The following is a 21,051-nucleotide window of genomic DNA, read 5'->3' as shown; positions in this document are numbered from 1 at the left end:
AGCGCCGTCAGCTTACAAAGGCAAAGCAGGAGACAACAGATGTTCGCTTATCGTTCAACGGTATTCGGTACGCTGGCTCGCGCATCGGCGGCCATCGCAGTCGTTGCGGCTACAACGTTTGCAAGCGCGACCGCCGACGCCGGCACACTCAACGTCAACGTTTCGGCGCGCGCCAACCAGCGCTCGACCTGGCAGGACGCCTTCGACAAGTTCAAGAAGGCGAATCCCGACGTGGACCTGAAGGTCTCCTATATCGATGAGGAAGCCTATAAGGTGCAGATCGGCGGCTGGCTCGCGACGGATCCGCCCGATCTGGTTTCGTGGCACGACGGCGAGCGCATGGCCTACTACGCGCAGCGCGGCCTGCTCGAAGACCTCTCGGCGGATTGGGCGAAGAACGGCTGGAACGACCAGTACGCTTCGGTCAAGGGCGCGTCGACGTGGAACGGCAAGCAGTATGCCGCGCCGCTCGGCTACGACGCCTATGGTTTCTTCTACCGCAAGGACCTGTTCGAGAAGGCGGGCATCAAGTCCGAACCGAAGACGCTGGACGACCTGGTCGCCGCCTGCAAGAAGCTCAATGCCATCGGCGTGCAGCCCATTGCGGTTGCCGCGCGCGACAGCTGGACGCTGGCCGCCTGGTTCGACTATCTGGACCTGCGCATCAACGGCAACGAGTTCCACCAGCAGCTGATGGCCGGCAAGGTGCCCTATACGGACCCGCGTGTGAAGAAGGTGTTCACGACGTGGAAGTCGTTGATGGACGACCACTGCTTCATGGAAAACGCACTGTCCTACGACGTGGATTCGATCGCGCCGGTGCTCGTGAGCGGCAAGGCGGCGATGATGCTGATGGGCACGTTCTTCTCGGCCAGCTTCCCGGCGAACATGAAGCAAAACGTGGGATTTTTCCGCTTCCCGGTGATCGACGCGAACGTGCCTGTGGCGGAAGATGGCCCCGTCAACGTCTTGCTGATTCCGGCGAAGGCGAAGAACAAGGCCGACGCACGCCGCCTGCTGGCCTTCATGGAAACGCCGGAGATCAATGCCCAACTGGCGCGCGGCTGGGGCCAGCTGCCGTCGAACAACAAGGCGGCCGAGCCTGACGATCCCATCTCCAAGGTGGGTTTCCAGACGCTCGCGAACACGAGTGGCGGCATCGCGCAGTTCTACGACCGCGACATGCAGAAGGAAATGGCCGACGAAGGCATGAAGGCCATGCAGCAGTTCTACAGCGATCCGTCGCAGATCGACACGCTGCTCGCGCGCCTCGAAACGACGCGTCAACGCATCTACAAGAAGTAACGCCGCCGCGTGGCCGGCGCGCTTCGCGCCGCCGGCCGCGCATTCCTCGAACCCCGACGAGGCTTCACCATGTCCGATACCCTGGCGCGCCCCATTGGGGCCGCGCGGCAGCGTCGCGTCTCTACCGTGCGGCGGCAGCAGAATCGCGCCGCGTTGTATTTCCTGCTGCCGGGCTGCGTGCTCTTCTCGCTCTGCGTGATCTACCCGACTATCAGCAGTATCACGCTCAGTTTTTACGACTGGGACGGCATGAGCGCGAAGACGTTCGTCGGTCTCGCCAACTATGTCGAGCTGTTCCATTCCGACACGTTCTATACCGCGCTCAAGAACAATCTGCTGTGGCTCGTGTTGTTCCTGCTGGCGCCGTCGGTTGGCCTCCTGTTCGCGCTGTATCTGAACCAGCACGTGCGCGGCATACGCGCCGTAAAGTCGCTGTTCTTCGCGCCGTTCGTGCTCTCTGGCGTGGTGGTCGGTCTGGTGTTCTCGTGGTTCTACGATCCCACCTTCGGGTTGCTCAAGATGATCGTCGGGCATGGCATACCCGTGCTGGGCGAGCCGAAGCTCGTGACGTTGGGCATTATCTTCGCCGCGCTCTGGCCGCAAACCCCGTTCTGCATGATCCTGTATCTCACGGGCCTCACGGGCATCAACCCGGAGATCGTGGAAGCCGCGCGCATGGAAGGCGCGAAAGGCTGGCGGCTCTTCTGGCACGTGGTGCTCCCGCAGCTTCGCCCGGCCACGTTCATGGCCATCGTGCTCACGGTGATCGGCGCGCTGCGCAGCTTCGACCTGATCGCCGTGATGAGCGGCGGCGGCCCGTTCGACAGCTCCACCGTACTCGCGTACTTCATGTACGACCAGGCGATTAAATACTACCGCGAAGGCTATTCGGCGGCGATCGCCGTCGTGCTGTTCGCCATCATGCTCGTTTATATCGTGTTCCATTTGCGCCGCATGCTGCGCGAAGAACGCTGAATTACCCATCGATTTTTCGTCGATGCCCTCGGAGTCGCTGCCCATGTATCCGCTTCCCGTCGATCGCTGGAAACCCGCGAATCGCACGCTCTACAAGATCTCGTTGCCCATTGCGCTCGTCATCTGGCTGCTGCCCATGCTCGCCGTGCTCGTCACGTCGATCCGGTCTACCGAGGAATTGCAGCAGGGCGACTACTGGGGCTGGCCGAAGCACTTCGCCTTGCTGGAAAACTACGGCGCGGCGCTCACGCAAACGCCCATGCTCCATTACTTCGCGAACAGCGTGCTGATCACGGTGCCTTCGGTGATCGGCGCCATCGCGCTGGCTTCGATGGCGGGCTTCGCGCTCTCCACGTATCGGTTTCGCGGCAACACGGCGGTCTTGTTCGCCTTCGTCGCAGGGAACTTCGTGCCGATCCAGATCCTCATGATCCCGGTGCGCGACATGGCGCTGCACGTGGGGCTCTACAACACCGTGTGGGCGCTCATCATCTTTCACGTGTCGTTCCAGACCGGATTCTGCACGCTGTTCCTGCGCAATTTCATCAAGCAACTGCCGTTCGAGCTGATCGAGGCCGCGCGCGTGGAAGGGGCGAGCGAATGGGCCATTTACTGGCGCATCGTCATGCCGCTCGTGCGGCCGGCGCTCGCCGCGCTCGGCATTCTCGTGTTCACGTTCGTGTGGAACGACTACTTCTGGGCGCTGTGTCTCACCCAGGGCGACGACGCCGCGCCGATCACGGTGGGCGTGGCCGCGCTCAAGGGGCAGTGGACCACGGCATGGAACCTCGTGGCGGCGGGCTCGGTGCTTGCGGCGCTGCCCTCGGTGCTGATGTTCTTCGCCATGCAGAAACACTTTGTCACGGGGCTTACCTTCGGCGCGAGCAAGGGCTGATCGAGCCCGGCCGCAGCCGAAGGCCCTTTTTTGTCTCATTCGTATTACTGATGTTATTCCGAGGCGGATTGTCACTCATGCAAATCGGTGTCTGCTACTACCCCGAACAATGGCCGCGCACGATGTGGGCCGACGACGCACGCCGCATGGCCGAACTCGGCATTACGCATGTGCGCATTGGCGAATTCGCCTGGAGCCGCATGGAGCCGCGCGCGGGCGTGTATGACTGGGCATGGCTCGACGACGCAATCGAAACGCTCGCGGCCCGTGGCCTGAAGATCGTGCTCGGCACGCCCACGGCCTCGCCGCCGAAGTGGCTCGTCGACGCGACGCCCGACATGCTCCCCGTGCGCGCCGACGGCACGCTCTGGAACTACGGCTCGCGGCGCCACTACGACGTTGCGAGCGAGGCCTATCGCGCGCATTGCGTGCGCATTACGGAGGCGATGGCGCAGCGCTACGGCGCGCATCCGGCCGTGGTCGCATGGCAGACCGACAATGAGCTGGGCTGCCACGACACCGTGCCGAGCTGGTCGAGCGCCGCGCAGCGCCGCTTTCAGACGTGGCTTGCGAAGCGCTACGACACGATCGAGGCCCTCAACGAGGCATGGGGCAACGTGTTCTGGAGCATGGAGTACCCGTCGTTCGAAGCGGTGGGGCTGCCCGTGCGCACGCCGACCGACGCCAACCCGGCGCACCATCTGGACTTTCGCCGCTACATGTCGGACGAAGTCGCGAGCTTTCATCGCGAGCAGGCGGACGTGCTGCGCCGCCACGCGCCAAACGCCGACGTGTTGCACAACTTCATGGGCTTTTTCACGACCTTCGACCACTACCGGTTCGCAGCGGACAAGGCCATCGACGTAGCGACGTGGGACAGCTATCCAATCGCGCGCACCGAAGTGATCGGGTTGCCGGAAGCGCAAAAGGCTCGCTACGCACGCACCGCGCACCCCGACGTCTCGTCATTCGATCACGACCGCTACCGCACGATAGGCGGCGGACGCTTCTGGGTGATGGAGCAGCAGGCGGGGCCAGTAAACTGGGCGCCCTGGAACCCGGTGCCCGCGCCGGGCATGGTGCGCCTGTGGGCCTACGAAGCGTTCGCGCACGGCGCCGAACTCGTTTCGTACTTCCGCTGGCGGCAGTGCCCGTATGCGCAGGAGCAGATGCATTCGGGCCTCAATCTGCCGAATAACGAGCTGTCTCCCGGTGGCCGCGAGGTGGAGCAGGCCGCGCGCGAGATCGCGGCGAGCGACGTGTTGCGCACGCTCGGGCCGGCGGGGCATGCTCAGGTGGCGCTCGTGTTCGACTACGAAACGCAGTGGATGTTCGAGATCCAGCGCCACGGGGCGAGCTTCGACTTTCAAACGCTCGCGTTCGACTACTACAGCGCGCTGCGCGAACTCGGCCTCGATGTCGAGATCGTTTCGCGGCACGCGGATCTTTCTGCATACCGGCTCGTAGTGGTGCCGTCGCTGGCCGTGATCGACGACGCTTTCGTCGATCAGATCGAGCGCAGCGACTGCCTGTGGGTGTTCGGACCGCGCAGCGGCTCGAAGACCGCGCACTTCGCCATTCCCGGCGATCTGCCGCCCGGCGCGTTGCAGCGCGTGCTGCCCCTGCAGGTGCTCGAGGCCGAATCGCTGCGGCCCACGCTCGCGCCAGCGGTCTCGATAGCCGGCGTACAAGGCGAGGCATTGCATTGGCGCGATCACGTGCGCGCCAACGGCGCCACGCGTGTTCAGGCGCAATTCGACGACGGCTGGCCAGCGCTGCTCTCGCATGGCCGCGTGCGCTACGCCGCTGCGTGGTTCACGCGCGAGCAGCATCTCGCCATGCTCGACGAAGCGGCGCGCGGCGCGGGCCTCGCAACACAGCGCTTGCCGGAAGGCTTGCGCGTGAGCCGACGCGGTGGACTGTGCTTCGCCTTCAACTTTGGCGAGCAACGTGCGCAGGCGCCGGCCCCCGAAGGGGCGCAGTTCGTGCTGGGCGCGCGCGAGCTTGCGCGAGGCGACGTGTGCGCATGGCGCGAAAGCGCGCTGAGCCGCAGCTAGCCCGAGCGAGTGTTCCGCGTCGCGTTATGCGCGCGCCGCGGAACACCTGCGCGTATCAGAACAGATGCCGGATGCCGATGCTCGCGCCTACCGTCGAGCCGGAGACTTCGAAGAGCGCGTTGTTGATCGACAAGCCCGTGTCCATGCGCCCATGGTTGTTCACGTAGCCGACCTGGCCATAGAGTGTCGTGCGCTTGGAGAGGAAAAACTGCAAACCGCTCGACGCCAGCAGCGAGTGGTTGCTGCCGTCGTTGCCGTCGCGCGTGTACCAGACGCCCGCGTCGACGTCGAGGTAGGGCGTGATCATGTAGCTGAGTCCGCCGGAGTAGACGCTGTTGTCGAACGAGTGCGAAACCTTGTACAGCGCATAGGAAGCGGAGATCGTGAGCGAGTTCGGGAAGCGATAGCTCGCACCGATCGTGCGGCCCGCGAATTCCACGGTACTCGGCACTGGCGTGGCGGCAGCGCTGCCTCCGGCGTTGCCGCTATACAACGCGCCTGTGAGCGTGAAGCCTGCGATGTGGTAGCGCAGGCTCGCCGAATACTGGCGTCCCGCCTGGAAGTTGCCCGCTGCGCCGCCCATGGCGAACATGCCCATCGCCTGGATGCCGGCGATTTCCGGCGACGTATACGTGAGCGCGTTGCTGTTGAAGAGGCCGGTCACATAGACGTTGTTCACGTAACTCACGAGACCACTGCCGAAGTACGACATGCCGCGCGGGTCCGTCTGGTAGAGCGAGAGGAAGAACGGTGAGTACTGCAGACCAGCCTTGACCGTGCCGTAGGGGCTTTCCATGCCGACCCACGCCTGACGCCCGAAGAAGTTGCCGTTGGAATTGCCGAACTGGCCGTTCGCGATGCTAATGCCGCTTTCGAGTGCGAATACGGCGCGCATCCCACCGCCCAGGTCCTCGGCGCCGCGCATGCCGAAGTTCGAGCCGGACATGCCGCTGTCCGTGAAGGAGAACTGGTGACCGGCGTTCTGGCCCGTCTGCGTATTCATCGTATGGCTCGTGTAGAGGATCGATCCGTCGACGATGCCATACAGGGTGACGCTGCTCTGTGCGCTCGCGACACCCGCTGTGCCCATCAAACCGGCCGCCGCGAGGCAGCGGACCAGCCATTTCACGCCGAGTTTGTCGCGTTGTAACATTTCGTCATCCTTAGTGTTATTTATGGATTGAGATCGATGTGACACGGTGCTGCGCACGCTTCAGGCAATGCTCCAGGCAAAGCCGCAGATAAAGCTTCGGGAAAAAGGGCGCCAGGGTTCCTCGCGGAACCGCACGAAACGCAATGCTGGGAGTGCTGCTCGGAGTCCTACGCGGAGTACTGTGCGTAGTCCTGCGGTCTGGCGCGGCGGCCGGGGTCCTCTCGCGTGCGCAGGAGCAGCGTGGACGAGCGCGTGGTCATCGTGGGCCTGCGGCAAGGCATGAGCCGGATTGAATGCGCGTTCACCGATCGCTTCTCCCCTGACGAGAGGTGTGCAACGTTGACGGAATGCTACGTTCGATGGAGGCTATTTTTGTACGACCGTGCGGAATCTGTCACCCTGGGAGAAACGATCACATTTGCGCATCAGTTTGTTGCAGCCGGCGCATAACTCACCCCGCCGGATTCTCCTCATCCTGCGCCGGCGGCGCGCTCCCCGCGGGCGCGCCCAGAATGCTGACCTGGAACACCGGCGTGCCTGCGAGCGATTCGAGGCTCGGGTCTTCGGGGTAGGCGAGCAGCAGCGGGAAGACGACCGATCCGCCGATCACGGCGCGGCGGCTGTTGTCGGGGGGGCGCAGGCCCCACACGTCCTGATAGACGAGCGGCACCGTCTTGCCGTCGCGCTCGGTGTTGCCCAGGTAGAGCATGACATGGCCGCCTATATAGATGAGCGTGCGCATGGGCGCGCCGTGCTGCACGAGCCAGTCGAGGCGTTGCGCGGGCGTGGACGCCGAAAGATCGGTCATCGCCCCGGCGTTCATTTGCGTGGACGAATGGCGCGGCAGCCACACGCCGAACGCCGCGAAAATGCTCTGCGTTTCGGCCGAGCAGTCGTTGTCGAGGTTCGTGTTGCCCCAGCCGTAGGGGCGCCCGATCAGCGCCTTCATCAACTGCGCGAGATGGCGCGGCGTGGCCGCGAGCGGCGCGGGCACGATGGCGTTCGCATCGAGCGCCGCCGTGCGGATCGCCGCGCGGCCGTCTACGTCGCGGGCGGGCACGAGCACTACGCCCGGCTTCGCACCCGAAGCGGGCCGCAGCGGCAGCAGCGTGCCGGCGGGCGCGTCGAAGCGGAACACGCCGCCGCCGTCGCGCAGCGCGGCCCAGGCCACGACCACGACGCCGAGCGACTGGTGCGCCGCCGCGCGCCACGTCGAAACGAAGGTGTCATCGACGCTCGCCACGCCGTCGCTGCGCACCCAGCCCTGCACGTCCGGCGTCTGCACGTAGCGCCAGGCGCCGTCGGCGCTCGTGCCGAGCACGTAAAGCGGCGTGCCCGGCCGCACGGCGCTCACCTGCAGGTTGTCGAAGGGATAGCCTTCGCCCGCGATGCGATGTGAATAGAAAGACGGGTCGATGGTGGGCAGTTCGCGCACGTACAGCGCCGTCGTGGCGATGGCGCGACGCGTGGTGTCGAAGCCGCTGGCCTGTTCGAACTGGTTGACGTTGGCGTTGCGCTCGATGGCGTCGATCCACGCCTTCGTGTGAGGCCGGAAATTCATGCCGTAGCCAATGCGGCGCGGCGCCTTGCCGGTGTTGTCGAAGTCGGCGAGGCGGCGCGTTTGCAGCGCGGCAATGTCGCTGCCGCCGTCGCGATACACGCGCTGCTCGACAAACGCGCGATTCCACGGCGAGGGATCGTTTGGACTCGCACCGAAATAGCGCGCGACGAGCGCATCGAATTGCGCGCGCTGGACGTCGGGCGAGAGGAAGGGCTTGTCGTAATCGGCGCTGGCCGGATCGATCCAGTGGTCGACGTTCTGGTCGTAATGCTCGATCGGGAAGAGCGTGACCGTATCGGGCGGGAGCGCTTGCGCGGCCTGACTCTGCGAGGCCGGCCCGGTTGCGCATCCCGGCAGCACGCACGCGGCGGCTAGCGCCAGGGCGACGAAGCGGGCGCGCGGCGCCCGGGCGAAAACGGCAAGGCGAAAGGAAGAATCGAGGGTGGTGCGCATGGGCGAGCGGGCGGTTCGACAACCCGTGGATGATACAGGACGCGCCGCGCCCGCCGCCCTCGCTGTTGCCCACCGGGGCCTGTTTTCGGCGTGAACAGGCCCGCGTCAAACCATCACTGCTCGATCTGCCGGTTCCAGCGCGAATCCCACTGCGCGCGGTGCTCGTTGATCACGTCCCAGTCCATCACCGTCACCTTTTTCACGAGCTGGTCGAGATTGCCCAGGCTCTTTTGCATGTCGGGCGGCATGGTGGCGTTCTGGTTGGTCGGAATCTGCTTGCCGGCGGCGGCCGCCTTGCTTTGCGCAGGCGCTGCAAGCAGGAACTGCGCGAGCTTTTGCGCGAGTTGCGGGTCGGGATTGTTCTTCACGACGCACAGGTCCACGAGCAGCAGCACCGCGCCTTCCTTCGGGTTGGCGTACGCCACGGGCAAGCCCTTGTCCTTCAGGTCGCCCACTGCGGTGGGCGTGAGCGGGAAGATGCCGGCCTCGCCGGTCTGGATCATCTCCGAGAGCTTGGCCGAATTCGGAATATATTCGACCACGTTCGGCCCCACCGTGCTCGCCCACTTCGTGAAGCCCGGCTCGACATTGTTCTCACTGCCGCCCATCAGGCGGTTGATGGCGAGAAAGCCATGCAGCCCGAAGGTGCTGCTCGAAGCCGACTGGAACACCACCTTGCCCTTGTATTTCGGATTGGCGAAATCGAGCCACGAAGTGGGCGGCGCCCAGCCTTTATCCGCGAACACCTTCGTGTTGTAGCCAATGCCCGTCATGCCGAGCTGCACGCCCGCGCCGACGTCGTCTCTCATGCGCGCGAACGGATACAGTTCCTTGAGCACCGGCGCATCGTCGAGCTTCTCGCACACGCCCATGCTCACGGCGCGCGCCATCACGCCGTCGTCGAGAAAGGCGACATGCATTTGGGGGCTGTTGCGGTTGGCGAGGAGCTTCGCGAGCACGTCGGAGGACGTGCCCGGCACGACCACCACCTTCACGTTGTTGGCCTTCTCGAAGTCGGGCAGGACCTGGCTCGTGTAGGCCTTCTCCATCGGGCCGCCGTTCATGCCGATGTAGATCGTCTTCGTTTGCGACCAGGCGCCAGGCGAGATGCCGAAGGCGACGAGTGCGGCTAGCGAGGCCAGGGTGCGTGTGAGTTTCATCGTGGGGACTCCTTATTTGATTGGGAGAGCGGCATGAACGGAAGACTGCGTGAAGCGGCCGATAGCGAACGCTTCGATGGGCGTGCTCGTCGCACCTTCTGTGACGAGTTCGGCGAGGACTTCGCCCACGCCGGGCGCCAGCAAGAAGCCGCCGCCCGAAAAGCCGAACGCATGCAGGAGGCGCGGCGTGGTGTTGCTGAAACCAATGATCGGGTTGCTGTCCGGCGTCTCGCCTTCCACGCCGCTCCACGTGCGGATCAGCAGCGCGTCGCGCAGGCCGGGCACCAGGGCGCACGCGTCGCGCATGACGGCGCGCGTGGTGGCGGTGGAAGGCTGCGCGTATTCGCCGTCGCCGTGCCCGCGTCCGCCGCCGATCACGCAGTTGCCGCGCTCGACCTGGCGCGCGTAAACGCCGCCGCCGTACACGCCCAGGTTGTGCTGGATAAAGCGCGGCAGCGGTTCGGTCACCCACATGTTCGGATAGATCGGTTTCATCGGCACGGTTTCGCCGAACGCACCCGCCACCGTATTGGCCCAGGCACCCGACGAGTTGATGAGCCAGTCGGCGCTGATGCGCTCGTTGCCCGCGCGCATCTGGAAACGCCGGCCGTCGAAGCTCAGGTCGCCGAGCGCGGCCTGCTCCTGCACGTGCGCGCCCGCGTGCCGCGCCGCCGCCGCGAAACCGGGCGAGACAAGACGCGGATTCGCCTGGCCGTCGCTCGCGCAGAGCGCCCCGCCAATCGCGGCCTTGCCGAGCCACGGGTAGCGACGGCGAAACGCTTCGCCGCTCATGACGAGCGACTCCACGCCGAAATCGCGCGCCATGGCGGACCATGCGTGGAGCGCCTCGAGATCGCTGTCGCGGCGCGCGAGGCGCAGGTGCCCCGACACGACGAATTCGCCGTCGCTGCCGATCAGTTCGGGCAAGCGGCTCCACACACGCCGGGCGCGCACCGCAAGCGGCAGTTGCTCGGCGCTGCGGCCGTGGGTGCGCACGCCGCCGTAGTTCACGCCGCTTGCCTGCGCGCCGCAAAAGCGCCGCTCGAACAAGCCGACGCTCACGCCCTTGCGCGCGAGCGCGAGCGCCGCCGATGCGCCGACGAGCCCGCCGCCCGCAACCACAACCTGGAAATGGCGCGTGTCACTCATCGTGGGCTTCCTCTTCGATGACCTGCACGCCGTCGTCGAACAGCATTGGGGAAATGGGTATCGGCTTGATGGGCGCCTGGCTGCGCAAGCGGCCCACCTCGTGCAGCGGCTTGCCGGTCTCCGTGCTCAGCAGCGCCATCGCGGATTCGCCGCACATGCGCCCCTGGCAGCGCCCCATGCCGATACGCGTGAGCGCCTTCAGGCGGTTGACCTCGGTGGCGAAACCGTTGCGGATGCAACTACGCAGCGTGCCCGCATCGACTTCCTCGCAGCGGCAGATGGTCAGATCGTCGGGCCAGTTAGCGGCGCAGTTGGCCGGCGGGGCGAACGCCTGCTCGATGCCCACGCGAAAGCGCGTAATGCGCGCGAGGCGCTTCTCGATTGTTGCCGCATCAGGCAACGCGGCATCGTGCTGTGGCGCTTCGATGCCCATGTCTTCGAGCACCGCGAGTGCGGCGCGGCGGCCCGCGAGTTCGGCGGCATCGGCGCCTGCAATACCCGCGCCGTCGCCGGCGAGATAGACGCCGGGCACGGAGCTGCGGCCCGCTGCATCGCGTTCGGGCAGCCAGCAGCGGTTGAGGGCGTCGAAGGCGAAGCGGCAGCCCGCGAGATCGGCGAGCTGGGTTTCGGGCCGCAAGCCGTAGCCGAAGCCGACCGCATCGCAGGCAATGGCGTGCTCCTTGCCGTCGGCCGCGCGCCAGCGGACGTATTGCACCGCCGCGTCGCCTTCGATGGCCTCGAGCGAGACGCCATGCTCGATGCGCACGCCATGCGCCTTGAGCCACGCGACGTAATAAACGCCTTTGGCGAAGGTGCCCGGCTGGTTGAGCAGCTTCGGCGCGGCGGCGGCCTGGCGCGCGAACGGGCTCGTGTCGAGCACGGCGGCCACTTGCGCGCCCGCTATCGCATATTGATAGGCGACGAGGTAGAGCAGCGGCCCGGTGCCGGCGAACACGGTGCGCTGGCCAATGGCGCAGCCCTGCGCCTTCAGCGCGACCTGCGCGCCGCCGAGTGTGTAGGCGCCTGGCAGCGTCCAGCCGGGCAGCGGCACGATGCGGTCGGTCGCGCCGCTCGCGATGATTAGATGCGACCACGGCACGCTCGCTTCGCGGCCCTCGCGCAACGTATCGAGCCGGCCCGGCTCGCACGACCAGGCCAGCGTGTCGGGCCGATAGTCGATCTTTGGGAGCAGTTCGGCCATGGCGCGATGGATCGCATCGGCCTTCTTCGCCTCGAAGCCGTAGAGCGCGGTTTTCGTGCGCGAGAAGCCCGCACCGTCGGCTGGCTGGCGATAGATCTGGCCGCCCCAGCGCGCGTTTTCGTCGATCACGGTGGGCCGCAGTCGGGCGGCCACGAGTGTTTGCGCGGCGCGCACGCCGGCCGGTCCCGCGCCGACGATGACGATGCGATCAGGCCTCGCCGTGCTCATCGCGCACCCCCATCATAAGATTCGGTATCCGAAGCGATTCGCGTCAGCACACGCATGCCTTCGCGCAGCGGCGTGGAGCAGGCGCGCAGGCGCGTGCCGTCTTCGCTGCGCACCCAGCAGTCCTGGCAAGCGCCGATCAGGCAGAAGCCCGCGCGCGATTCCGTGCTGAACTCGCTGCGGCGCACATGCCGCTGGTGTGTGAGGATCGCGGTGAGCAGCGTATCGCCCGCGAGCGCCTTGACTTCGACGCCGTCTAAAACGAAGGCAACGCTCGCGCGCGCGGTCTCGGCGACGCGGACGAACTGGGCAAGGGGAAGCGGCGTGACGGTGCTCATGGAAGGTCGGTGGCGCGGCAGCAGGAATCGAAAGAGGCGGGCGGCGTTCAGTGCTGCCCGATCAGAATGCGGTTGAGCCCGTACACGCGGTCGAGCAGGAACATCGCGCCCGCCGTGATGAAAATGACGAGCGCGGAAACGGAAGCCATCATCGGGTCGATCGACTCGGTTGCGTACATGTACATGCGCACGGGCAGCGTGACGGTTTGCGGCGAGGTCACGAAGATCGACATCGTCAGTTCATCGAAGCTGTTGATGAACGCGAGCAGCCAGCCGCCCGTGATGCCGGGCACGATCATCGGCAGCGTGATGCGGCGAAAGGTGGTCCACGCGTTCGCGCCGAGCGACGCGGCCGCATGCTCGATGCTGCGGTCGAGGCCGCTCACTGAGGCGAGCACGAGCCGCATGACGAACGGCGTGATGATGATCATGTGTGCGAGGATCAGCCACGCGAACGAGCCGGTCGCGCCGATCAGCGCGAAGAAGCGCAGCAGCGCGATGCCCAGCACGAGCCCCGGGATCACGAGCGGCGAAAGCAGCAGCGCGTTGAGAAATCCACGGCCCGGAAAGCGCGCGCGGCCGATAGCGAGTCCCGCGGGCAATGCGATGATGAGCGAGAGCGTGGCCGAGGCGAACGCGAGCTTGAGGCTGTTGAAGAACGCGGTGATGAAGTCGGGGTAGTCGAGAATGGCGCGGAACCAGCGCAGCGAGAGGCCGTGCGTGGGAAGCGTCAAGGTTTCGTCGGGCGTGAAGGCCACGAGGATGACGATGACGAGCGGCGCCAGCACGAACAGAATGACGAAGCTATGGAAAGTGAGGGCGAGCGGTCCGTTTTTGCGCATGATGTTGTGTCCTGGGGCCCTAGCCCATGCTGCGCGCGTAGCGCCGTTCGAGCACGCGGTAGTAGGTGAGCATCACCACGAGATTGGCGACGAGCAGCAGCACGGCGATGGTCGCGCCGAGCGGCCAGTTCATCGAGCTGAGGAACTGGTCGTACACGGCGGTGGCCGCCACCTTCAGACGCCGGCCGCCCAGCAGGCCCGGAATCGCGAAGGCGCTCGCCGACAGGCCGAACACCATGAGGCTGCCCGAGAGAATGCCCGGCATGAGCTGCGGCAGCACGATACGGCGCAGGGTGGTGAACGGCGACGCCATGAGCGAAAGCGCCGCGTTCTCGGTTTGCGGATCGAGCCTTTGCAGCGCGGTCCACACCGGAATCACCATGAACGGCAGCATCACATGCACGAGCGCGATGACGATCGCGGTGGTCGTGTATTCGAGCTTGAAGGGCCCTGCGCCGAACAGGCCGAAGAACTGGTTCACGAGACCGTTCATATTGAGCAGCATGCTCCAGCCGAACGCGCGCACTACCACGGAAACCAGCAGCGGCGCGAGGATCGCGAGCAGGAAGAGCGAGCGCCACGGGTCGCGCATGCGCGAGAGGATGTAAGCCTCGGGCGTGCCGATCACGACGCACAGCAGCGTGGTGAGCGCGGCAATGCCGAAGGTGCGCAGGAAGATCGTGTGAAAGTACGACGAGCCCAGCACTTCTACGTAGTTGTGCAGATCGAATGCGGCGATGGGGCCGCTCATCGGATCGAAACGGTAGAACGTGAGCGCGAAGGTCATGGCGAGCGGCACGAGCACGAGCGCGGCGAACAGCAGCAGCGCGGGCGCGCTCATGAGCCAGAGCGGCACGTAAGCCTGCCAGCCGGCGCGCACCGTGGCGCGTGGGGCAGGCTGCGAAGCGCGGAGCGTGCTAGACACGGGCGCCCTCCTGGTGGATGAAGCGGATCGCGTCGCTATGCCAGTCGATGCCCACCTGGTCGCCTTCGGCAAGCGGCTCATTGCCCTCGTTCTGGCAGCACACGAGCATTTCGCCCGCGCGGCTGTCGAGCCGGTAGAGCCACTGGCTGCCGAGGAAGAAGCGGCTCGTCACGCGCCCGGCGAGCCGGCCCGAGCCGCTCGCGCACAGCTTGAGCTTTTCGGGGCGGATGCATAGCGTGATCGCGTCGCCCACCCCCACCGCGCGGCCGCGTTCGGGCAGTTGTGCCGTCGAGCCCGTTTCCGCGAGATCGTGGCCGAGATCCACGCGGATCGTGTCGCCCTCGCGGGCGACGATGCGGCCAGCGAGCATGTTGGCCTTGCCGATGAACTTCGAGACGAAGTCGTTCTCGGGCCGCTCATACGCGCGATAAGGCGTGTCGACCTGGGTGATGCGGCCGCTTTCCATCACCACCACGCGGTCGCTGATCGAGAGTGCTTCGGACTGGTCGTGCGTGACCATCAGCGTGGTCGTGCCGATCTTGCGCTGAATGGCGCGCAGTTCGAACTGCATGTCTTCGCGCAGCTTGGCGTCGAGATTGGACATCGGCTCGTCGAGCAGCAGCACGGGCGGAGCGATCACAATGGCGCGCGCGATCGCCACGCGCTGGCGCTGGCCGCCCGACAGCTCGCGCGGAAAGCGCTGCGCGTAGGCGTCGAGGCGCACGAGCGCGAGCGCCTCGCGAATGCGATCGCGGCGCTCGGCTTTGCCCACGCCGCGCATTTCGAGGCCGAAGCTCACGTTCTGCTCCACGCTCATGTGCGGAAAGAGCGCATAGCTCTGGAACACGATGCCGAGGCCGCGCTTGTTCGGCGCCATGTGCGTGATGTCGCGCCCGTCGAGCGTGATGCGCCCGCGCGTGGTTTCCACGAAGCCTGCGATCATCTGCAACGTCGTGGTTTTCCCGCAGCCCGAAGGGCCGAGCAGTGAGACGAACTCGCCTTTTTCCACCGACAAATTGACGCCGGCGACCGCCAGCAGGTCGCCAAACGATTTCGATACATCGGTCAGGGTGAGGAACGACATGGTGTGGCCTTCCAGTGCTTGGGGTGCGCCGGCACCCGTTGAGCGAATTGCGGTGCAGGGCGTTGAGTCGACTGTAGCTAGCCAAATTTTCGGTCGTCAATTTAAAATTCCATCAAACGATAGAAATCTGATTTATATTCCATTTGACGGAATACGTGAGTGGCCCAGCGCGGCGGATATTTCATCCCGTGAACTACGGGAAATTCCTGGATGAGCCCACAACAAGCACGACGGCGTATGGCGATCGAACCTTTCGGACAGCACGCCAATTCGTACGAGTTTTCAGCGCTTATTCCGCTGAATGGAATAGATCGAGGTCGATATGACGGCAGTGGAAGAGAAAAGTGGAACGCCGGCCGACGATGCCCGCGGCGCGGGCGTATTGCAGCGCGCATTCGCGGTGATCCGCGCACTGGGGGCAAGTCAGGCGGAAGGCAGCCGCGTGACCGCGCTCGCCAAGGCCGTGGGTCTGACCCAGGCCACTGTGCATCGGCTGCTGCAAGGGCTGATCGCCGAAGGCGTGGTCGAGCAGGACGAAGGCACGAAGCGCTATCGGTTAAGCGTCGATTTTTTTGCGCTCGCGGCGCAGGCGGGCAATCCCAGCGGCATGCGCACGCTATGCCGGCCCGCGTTGCTGCGCCTGTGCGCGAGCCTTGGCGATACTATTTTCCTGCTCGTGAAGAGCAGTTTCGATGCGGTATGCCTCGACATGTGCGAAGGTCCGTTTCCGATCTGCTCGTTCACGGGCGATATCGGCGGGCGCGTCGCGCTGGGCGTGGGTCAGGGCAGTCTTGCCATTCTCGCGTTCCAGCCCGAGGCCGAGCGTGAGGAGATCATTCGTTTCAACGTGCCGCGTTTACGCAGCTACGGCGTGCTGGACGAGGTGTATTTGCGCACGGAGATCGAGCGCGTGCGCAAGCTCGGCTACGCGGGGCGTAATACGGGCGTGCTCGAGGGCATGGCGGGCGTGGCCGTGCCGATTCTGGACCAGAACGGTTGTGCCGTGGGCGCATTGAGCGTGGGCACGCTGGCTGCGCGTCTCACGGAGGACCGGTTGCCGACGATAGTGGAACTGCTCAAGCGGCAGGCCGAGACCATCGGGCCCCAAACGAACCCTTTCGACGTGGCGGTGCGCCGCCCCATGCATGGGCTCACGCGAGCGATGACGACACAACCATTGGCTTGAGCGATGCAGGGCAGGATTGAGCCGGTAGAATGCATTCCTAACTAAATTACCTGATCGCGAATCGTTCTCGTTAGGTAATCGGTGTGCAAACGTTCAGCAGGTGCGTGCATTGCTGCATTGCGAAATCGAGCAGTATGATCGGACGAAAATTGACCAGGGAGATAACCTATCCGCATGCGTCTTGGTTTTGGCGTAAATGGGCAGGTGGCTATTCGTAGACTGAAGGCGATGTACGAAATGGCAGTCCGCCGCCATGGAGCTTCGCAAGCCATCGCGGCGCGAGCAGGTGACCCCGGAAACGAAAACAGAAGCGCCCGAAGCGCGGTCTTGCGCGTAGTCTTGCAAGACCCGGGAGGGACAAAACGACCCGCCGCGTGCACTGTCATATTGCGTACATGCCGTTGCCATTCGACGAGAAGTCATTGAGGAGCATGAGTGCTGGGGGAGATGGAGCGCATGTGTGATCCCGCGGCGCTTGCAGTCAGAATTTACCGGTGATCGATGACGACCATAAACGACCGGACGTTGCCCGTTCTCGAGGCGCCGGCTGCTTCTGCTACGCCGGTGCCGGTACGCGCGGCGCCTTCGATCTTTCATGAACACTGGTGGCTCGACATCGCCACGCAAGGCGACTGGAAGCTTGCGGTGGTGAAGCAGAACGACGAGGTCATCGGCGAGATGCCGTACGCGATGCAGCGCACGCGGCTGTGGCGTGTCTCGCACCTGCCGCCGCTCACGCGCACGCTCGGGCCGGTCATCAAGTCCGTGACGGGCAGCGGGGCCCGCCAACTGCATCATGAACTCGACGTCACCGGCAAGCTGATCGAACAGTTGCCCGACTGCGACAGCTTTTTTCAGGTACTCGACCCGCGCATCGACGACGCCCTGGCGTTCGCACTGCACGGCTTTACGGTGTCGGCGCGCTATACGTTCCGCATCGACCGGAATACTACGGCCGACGAAGCGTGGAAGTGTCTGAACAGCAAGACGCGCAACGTGATCCGCAGCGCCTCCCGTGAACTGACCGTCGTGCCGGACATCACGCCCCAGGAGTTCATCGCGTTCTACGACTCGAATCTCGCGGCGCGTTCGCGTACCAACGCATACGGGGATGCGGTCATGCGCGACCTCATCAACGCGTTCGTCGAGCGCAAGGCCGGGATGCTGCTCGGCGCCTATGGGCAAGGCGGGAAGCTCGTGGCGGCCGTCGGCCTCGTCTGGGACCATCACGCAATGTATTACCTGCTTTCGTCGCGCGCGCAGGACGCGCACAGCGGCTCGATCAGCCTGCTGCTGTGGACCGGCATTGGCCGCTCACTCGAGCGCAAGCTCATCTTCGACTTCGACGGCTTTTCGAGCCCGTCGACATTCAGCTTCCTCAACGGATTCGGCGCGACGCTCACGCAGCGGCTGGGCGTCGAGCGCCACGGCACGGTTTATTTGCTGATGCGTACGCTCAAGCGGAAGGTCGCGCCCGGGCGTGTGTTCGCCCCCAATCTCTGAGCGGCGGGGCGTCGCGTAGCGAGCGATATGGCGCGCTAAACGAGTTCGTGCCGCGCGGGGTCGCTTGCGCGGCGGGTCGTGACCTCGGCAAGCTCCAGCGCGCTCGAGGCGAAGAGCAAGGGCGTCCAGCGCCGGATCGTGCTTTGCGCGCCGGCGGCGAAGCGTTCGCGCAGCGCGGGCTCGCCGCCCAGCTCGCCGATACGCTGCGCGAGGGTCGAGACGTCGCGCGGTTCGACCACGAAACCGTTCACGCCGTCGATCACCACTTCGCCAGCTACGCCGCAGGTGCGCGTGACGATGGCAGGGCACCCGGCCGCGAACGCTTCGTTCACGCACAGGCCCCATTGATCGAATTCGCTCGCGAGTACGACGAATTCCGCGAGCGCATAGAGATTCGGCATTTCCTGGTTGGCGAGCGAGTTGAGTATCGTCACGTGCGGCGTGAGGCCGAGCGACACGATGCGCGCGCGCAATTGCGCTTCGAGCGGACCCTGACCTACCAGAACGAGGCCGATATTTTCGTTGTACACGCCGGATTTGCGGTAGGCGTCGATCAGCACGTCGACGTTCTTGCGCGCGACGAAGCGGCTCACGCACAACACGTAGCGCTGCGGCAGGCCGAAGCGCGATCGCACGGCCTCGGGGTTATCGCTCGCGGCCTGCGCGAGATCCGAGAAATAGTCGACGTCGATCACATCGAAACCGATGCGGGATCGCTCCTTCGGTATGCCAAGTGATTGCGCATAACGGCGATGCTTCTCGCCCGCGACGAGCGCGCCGTCGAAGCGGCTCACGATGAAACGCTTGAGCCGCTCCTTGGTGCGCTGGCGCAGTCCGTCGTCGGCCTTCGAGTCCGACATGTAGATGAGCTTGAAGCGCCGCGTGAGATGTCTGAGGAAACAGAGCACCGCCGAATAGCCGGTGCTGTAGCCGAGCGTGATGACCACATCGGGCTCGAAGTTGCGCACCTTCGCAATCAGGCGCGCGGTGTCGCGCGCGCCGAGGCCGTCGCTGTCGGCGCCGTTCTCGACCAGCGTTTCCGCCATGCGCGGCCGGTTCGCGAAGAATGCCGCGCGGCGTTCCTGAGGGAAGCCGTAGACGCCCGAGCGTGCGAAGACCTCGAGCAGCGCCACCTGATGGCCGCGACTGGAGGCCGCGCTGACGAGAGCCTCATAGCGAGGGACGTGATAGTCGCCCAGGTTGCCGATGACGAAGAGGATGCGCATGGACAATGACGGCTCACGGTGGCGCTTGGTTGGGCGGGCAGCGCACCAGGGGTGCCTGGCCTGCATGAAATCCCGGCCAGTCGTCCTGACCTGCCGGGCAGCGTTGGCCGCGCCACACCGCTCGCACATTCGCGGCGGGGACCCGCAGTCACGCCGTTTGCTGCATCGTAACCCGATTGTGAGACGTTTTTACGCGATGTCGGCGATCAGCGAAAACTTGTCCGATATGGCGGAGGCGTTGCAAAGCAGATGAAAACCTGTCGGTCAGTTCTTCCGAGAAATACGCAAGGCGCACGCACGTAGTGGCACATGACTTGCATCCCTTGGGGTCGATTGACGCGATTTCTGGGTGCCGGAGGGCGGGTTGTGCCTCGCTTGTAAGCGATTGTCATCACAACGGACATCAATTGGCGCGGTGCGATGAAAACTGTCATATCAATTCGTCACACTGGAGGTTTGGCATGTTTCAATACGTCGGAAGAAGGGAAAGCGCTTAAGGTCAGCATCAGATTTTCGGCTTAATAATGAAAACGCTGTTTCTGCAGGCCCCGTCGTATGACGGCTTCGACGGTGGCGCGGGCTCGCGCTACCAGGCAAAGCGCGAGATCCGCTCGTTCTGGTATCCCACCTGGCTCGCGCAGCCCGCGGCCCTCGTGCCCGACAGCCGCGTGCTCGACGCGCCGGCCGACGGCCTCTCCGTCGAAGAGACGCTGAAGATTGCAGCCGCATACGACCTCGTCATCATCCACACGAGCACGCCGTCGTTTCCGACCGACGCGCTGTTCTGCGAAGACCTCAAGAAGCGCAAGCCGTCGATCGTCATCGGTCTGGTGGGCGCGAAGGTGCAGGTCGATCCGCACAATTCGCTCACGGCCACCGAGGCGGTCGACTTTGTCTGCCGCGAGGAATTCGACTTCACCTGCAAGGAAATCGCCGAAGGCATGCCGCTGGCCGAGGTCAAGGGCATTTCGTGGCGCGCGAAGGACGGCTCGATCGAGCACAACGCAGGCCGTCCGGTGCTCGAGGACATGGACTCGCTGCCGTTCGTCGCGCCGATCTACAAGCGCGACCTGAAGATCGAGAATTACTTCATCGGCTACCTGAACTACCCGTACGTGTCGATCTACACGGGCCGTGGCTGCAAGTCGCGCTGCACGTTCTGCCTGTGGCCGCAGACCGTGAGCGGCCACGTCTACCGCACGCGCTCGGTCGAGAACGTGCTCGAGGAAGCGAAGTGGATCCGCGAGAACATGCCGGAAGTCAAGGAGCTCATGTTCGACGACGACACCTTCACCGACGACCTGCCGCGCGCCGAAGCGATCGCCATCGGTCTCGGCAAGCTCGGCATGACGTGGTCGTGCAACGCGAAGGCGAACGTGCCATACAAGACGCTCAAGGTGATGAAGGAAAACGGCCTGCGTCTGTTGCTCGTGGGCTTCGAGTCGGGCGACGACCAGATTCTCGTGAACATCAAGAAGGGCGTGCGCACGGACTTCGCGCGCCGCTTCAGCGCCGACTGCAAGAATCTCGGCATCAAGGTTCACGGCACCTTCATTCTGGGGCTGCCGGGCGAGACGCAGGACACCATCAAAAAGACGATCGAGTACGCGAAGGAAATCAATCCGCATACGATTCAGGTGTCGCTCGCAGCGCCCTATCCGGGCACGACGCTCTACAAGCAGGCCGTGGAAAACGGCTGGATGGAAGAGAACAAGACCATCAACCTGGTGAGCAAGGAAGGGGTGCAGCTCGCGGCGATCGGCTATGCGCATCTGTCGCGCGACGAGATCTATCACCACCTGGAGCAGTTCTA

Annotated in this window: 17 protein-coding genes; 7 read left to right on the top strand and 10 right to left on the bottom strand. The window is 64.8% G+C overall.

Translation table 11 applies throughout. From position 1 onward, the window contains the following. Positions 1–39 precede the first annotated feature (39 nt). The 4 genes from M3A49_RS31670 to M3A49_RS31655 all read left to right on the top strand — a co-directional run bounded on the left by M3A49_RS31670 (position 40) and on the right by M3A49_RS31655 (position 5,232). On the top strand, positions 40–1,305 hold the full coding sequence (locus tag M3A49_RS31670) for an ABC transporter substrate-binding protein (RefSeq protein WP_266232486.1): 1,266 nt from the start codon (positions 40–42) through the stop codon (positions 1,303–1,305). Between the two features lie 69 nt (positions 1,306–1,374). Beyond that, positions 1,375–2,280: a carbohydrate ABC transporter permease gene (locus tag M3A49_RS31665; protein WP_266232485.1), complete on the top strand. Its 906-nt coding sequence runs from the start codon at positions 1,375–1,377 to the stop codon at positions 2,278–2,280. 43 nt (positions 2,281–2,323) lie between these two features. Beyond that, complete coding sequence (locus M3A49_RS31660; protein ID WP_266232484.1) at positions 2,324–3,175, top strand: carbohydrate ABC transporter permease; 852 nt, start codon at positions 2,324–2,326, stop codon at positions 3,173–3,175. Between the two features lie 77 nt (positions 3,176–3,252). Further along, a complete protein-coding gene (locus M3A49_RS31655) occupies positions 3,253–5,232 on the top strand; it encodes a beta-galactosidase (protein ID WP_266232483.1) in 1,980 nt (659 codons plus the stop codon). A gap of 55 nt (positions 5,233–5,287) precedes the next feature. On the opposite strand, the gene M3A49_RS31650 is transcribed toward M3A49_RS31655, so the two are convergent. The 9 genes from M3A49_RS31650 to M3A49_RS31610 form a co-directional block, all read right to left on the bottom strand. Next, on the bottom strand, positions 5,288–6,385 hold the full coding sequence (locus tag M3A49_RS31650; RefSeq protein ID WP_266232482.1) for a porin: 1,098 nt from the start codon (positions 6,383–6,385) through the stop codon (positions 5,288–5,290). A 451-nt stretch (positions 6,386–6,836) separates the two neighbouring features. Continuing rightward, complete coding sequence (locus tag M3A49_RS31645; RefSeq protein ID WP_266232481.1) at positions 6,837–8,399, bottom strand: SH3 domain-containing C40 family peptidase; 1,563 nt, start codon at positions 8,397–8,399, stop codon at positions 6,837–6,839. Positions 8,400–8,512: 113 nt separating this feature from the next. Next, on the bottom strand, positions 8,513–9,559 hold the full coding sequence (locus M3A49_RS31640; protein ID WP_266232480.1) for an ABC transporter substrate-binding protein: 1,047 nt from the start codon (positions 9,557–9,559) through the stop codon (positions 8,513–8,515). Positions 9,560–9,571: 12 nt separating this feature from the next. Continuing rightward, positions 9,572–10,708 carry an NAD(P)/FAD-dependent oxidoreductase gene (locus M3A49_RS31635; RefSeq protein ID WP_266232479.1) on the bottom strand — a complete coding sequence of 379 codons (1,137 nt, stop codon included), beginning with the start codon at positions 10,706–10,708 and terminating at the stop codon, positions 9,572–9,574. After that, positions 10,701–12,137 (bottom strand): NAD(P)/FAD-dependent oxidoreductase, encoded by a 1,437-nt coding sequence (locus tag M3A49_RS31630; protein ID WP_266232478.1) that lies wholly within the window; start codon positions 12,135–12,137, stop codon positions 10,701–10,703. The genes M3A49_RS31635 and M3A49_RS31630 overlap by 8 nt, the downstream gene beginning before the upstream one ends. Then, complete coding sequence (locus tag M3A49_RS31625; RefSeq protein ID WP_266232477.1) at positions 12,134–12,472, bottom strand: (2Fe-2S)-binding protein; 339 nt, start codon at positions 12,470–12,472, stop codon at positions 12,134–12,136. Before M3A49_RS31625 ends, M3A49_RS31630 begins: the two co-directional genes overlap by 4 nt. Positions 12,473–12,519: 47 nt before the next feature. Further along, a complete protein-coding gene (locus M3A49_RS31620) occupies positions 12,520–13,314 on the bottom strand; it encodes an ABC transporter permease (RefSeq protein ID WP_266232476.1) in 795 nt (264 codons plus the stop codon). Between the two features lie 19 nt (positions 13,315–13,333). Beyond that, complete coding sequence (locus tag M3A49_RS31615) at positions 13,334–14,239, bottom strand: ABC transporter permease (RefSeq protein ID WP_266232475.1); 906 nt, start codon at positions 14,237–14,239, stop codon at positions 13,334–13,336. Further along, positions 14,232–15,323, bottom strand: coding sequence for an ABC transporter ATP-binding protein (locus tag M3A49_RS31610; RefSeq protein ID WP_266232474.1), 1,092 nt, complete (start codon positions 15,321–15,323; stop codon positions 14,232–14,234). The genes M3A49_RS31615 and M3A49_RS31610 overlap by 8 nt, the downstream gene beginning before the upstream one ends. A gap of 322 nt (positions 15,324–15,645) precedes the next feature. On the opposite strand from M3A49_RS31610, the gene M3A49_RS31605 reads away from it, so the two are divergent. Both M3A49_RS31605 and M3A49_RS31600 read left to right on the top strand, forming a co-directional pair. Then, positions 15,646–16,509: an IclR family transcriptional regulator gene (locus tag M3A49_RS31605; RefSeq protein ID WP_266232473.1), complete on the top strand. Its 864-nt coding sequence runs from the start codon at positions 15,646–15,648 to the stop codon at positions 16,507–16,509. Positions 16,510–17,010: 501 nt separating this feature from the next. Next, complete coding sequence (locus M3A49_RS31600) at positions 17,011–18,012, top strand: GNAT family N-acetyltransferase (RefSeq protein WP_266232472.1); 1,002 nt, start codon at positions 17,011–17,013, stop codon at positions 18,010–18,012. A gap of 35 nt (positions 18,013–18,047) precedes the next feature. On the opposite strand, the gene M3A49_RS31595 is transcribed toward M3A49_RS31600, so the two are convergent. Next, the gene (locus M3A49_RS31595) at positions 18,048–19,238 is read right to left on the bottom strand and encodes a glycosyltransferase family 4 protein (protein WP_266232546.1); all 1,191 of its coding nucleotides are present in this window, start codon (positions 19,236–19,238) and stop codon (positions 18,048–18,050) included. A gap of 524 nt (positions 19,239–19,762) precedes the next feature. Between M3A49_RS31595 and hpnJ the strand changes: the two genes are divergently transcribed. After that, positions 19,763–21,051: hopanoid biosynthesis associated radical SAM protein HpnJ (hpnJ, locus tag M3A49_RS31590; RefSeq protein ID WP_266232471.1), on the top strand; the 1,289-nt coding region annotated here is incomplete at its 3' end.

Source organism: Paraburkholderia sp. CNPSo 3076, assembly GCF_026343935.1.
GTDB lineage: Bacteria > Pseudomonadota > Gammaproteobacteria > Burkholderiales > Burkholderiaceae > Paraburkholderia > Paraburkholderia nodosa.
This window is presented reverse-complemented; position numbering and strand designations above follow the sequence as displayed.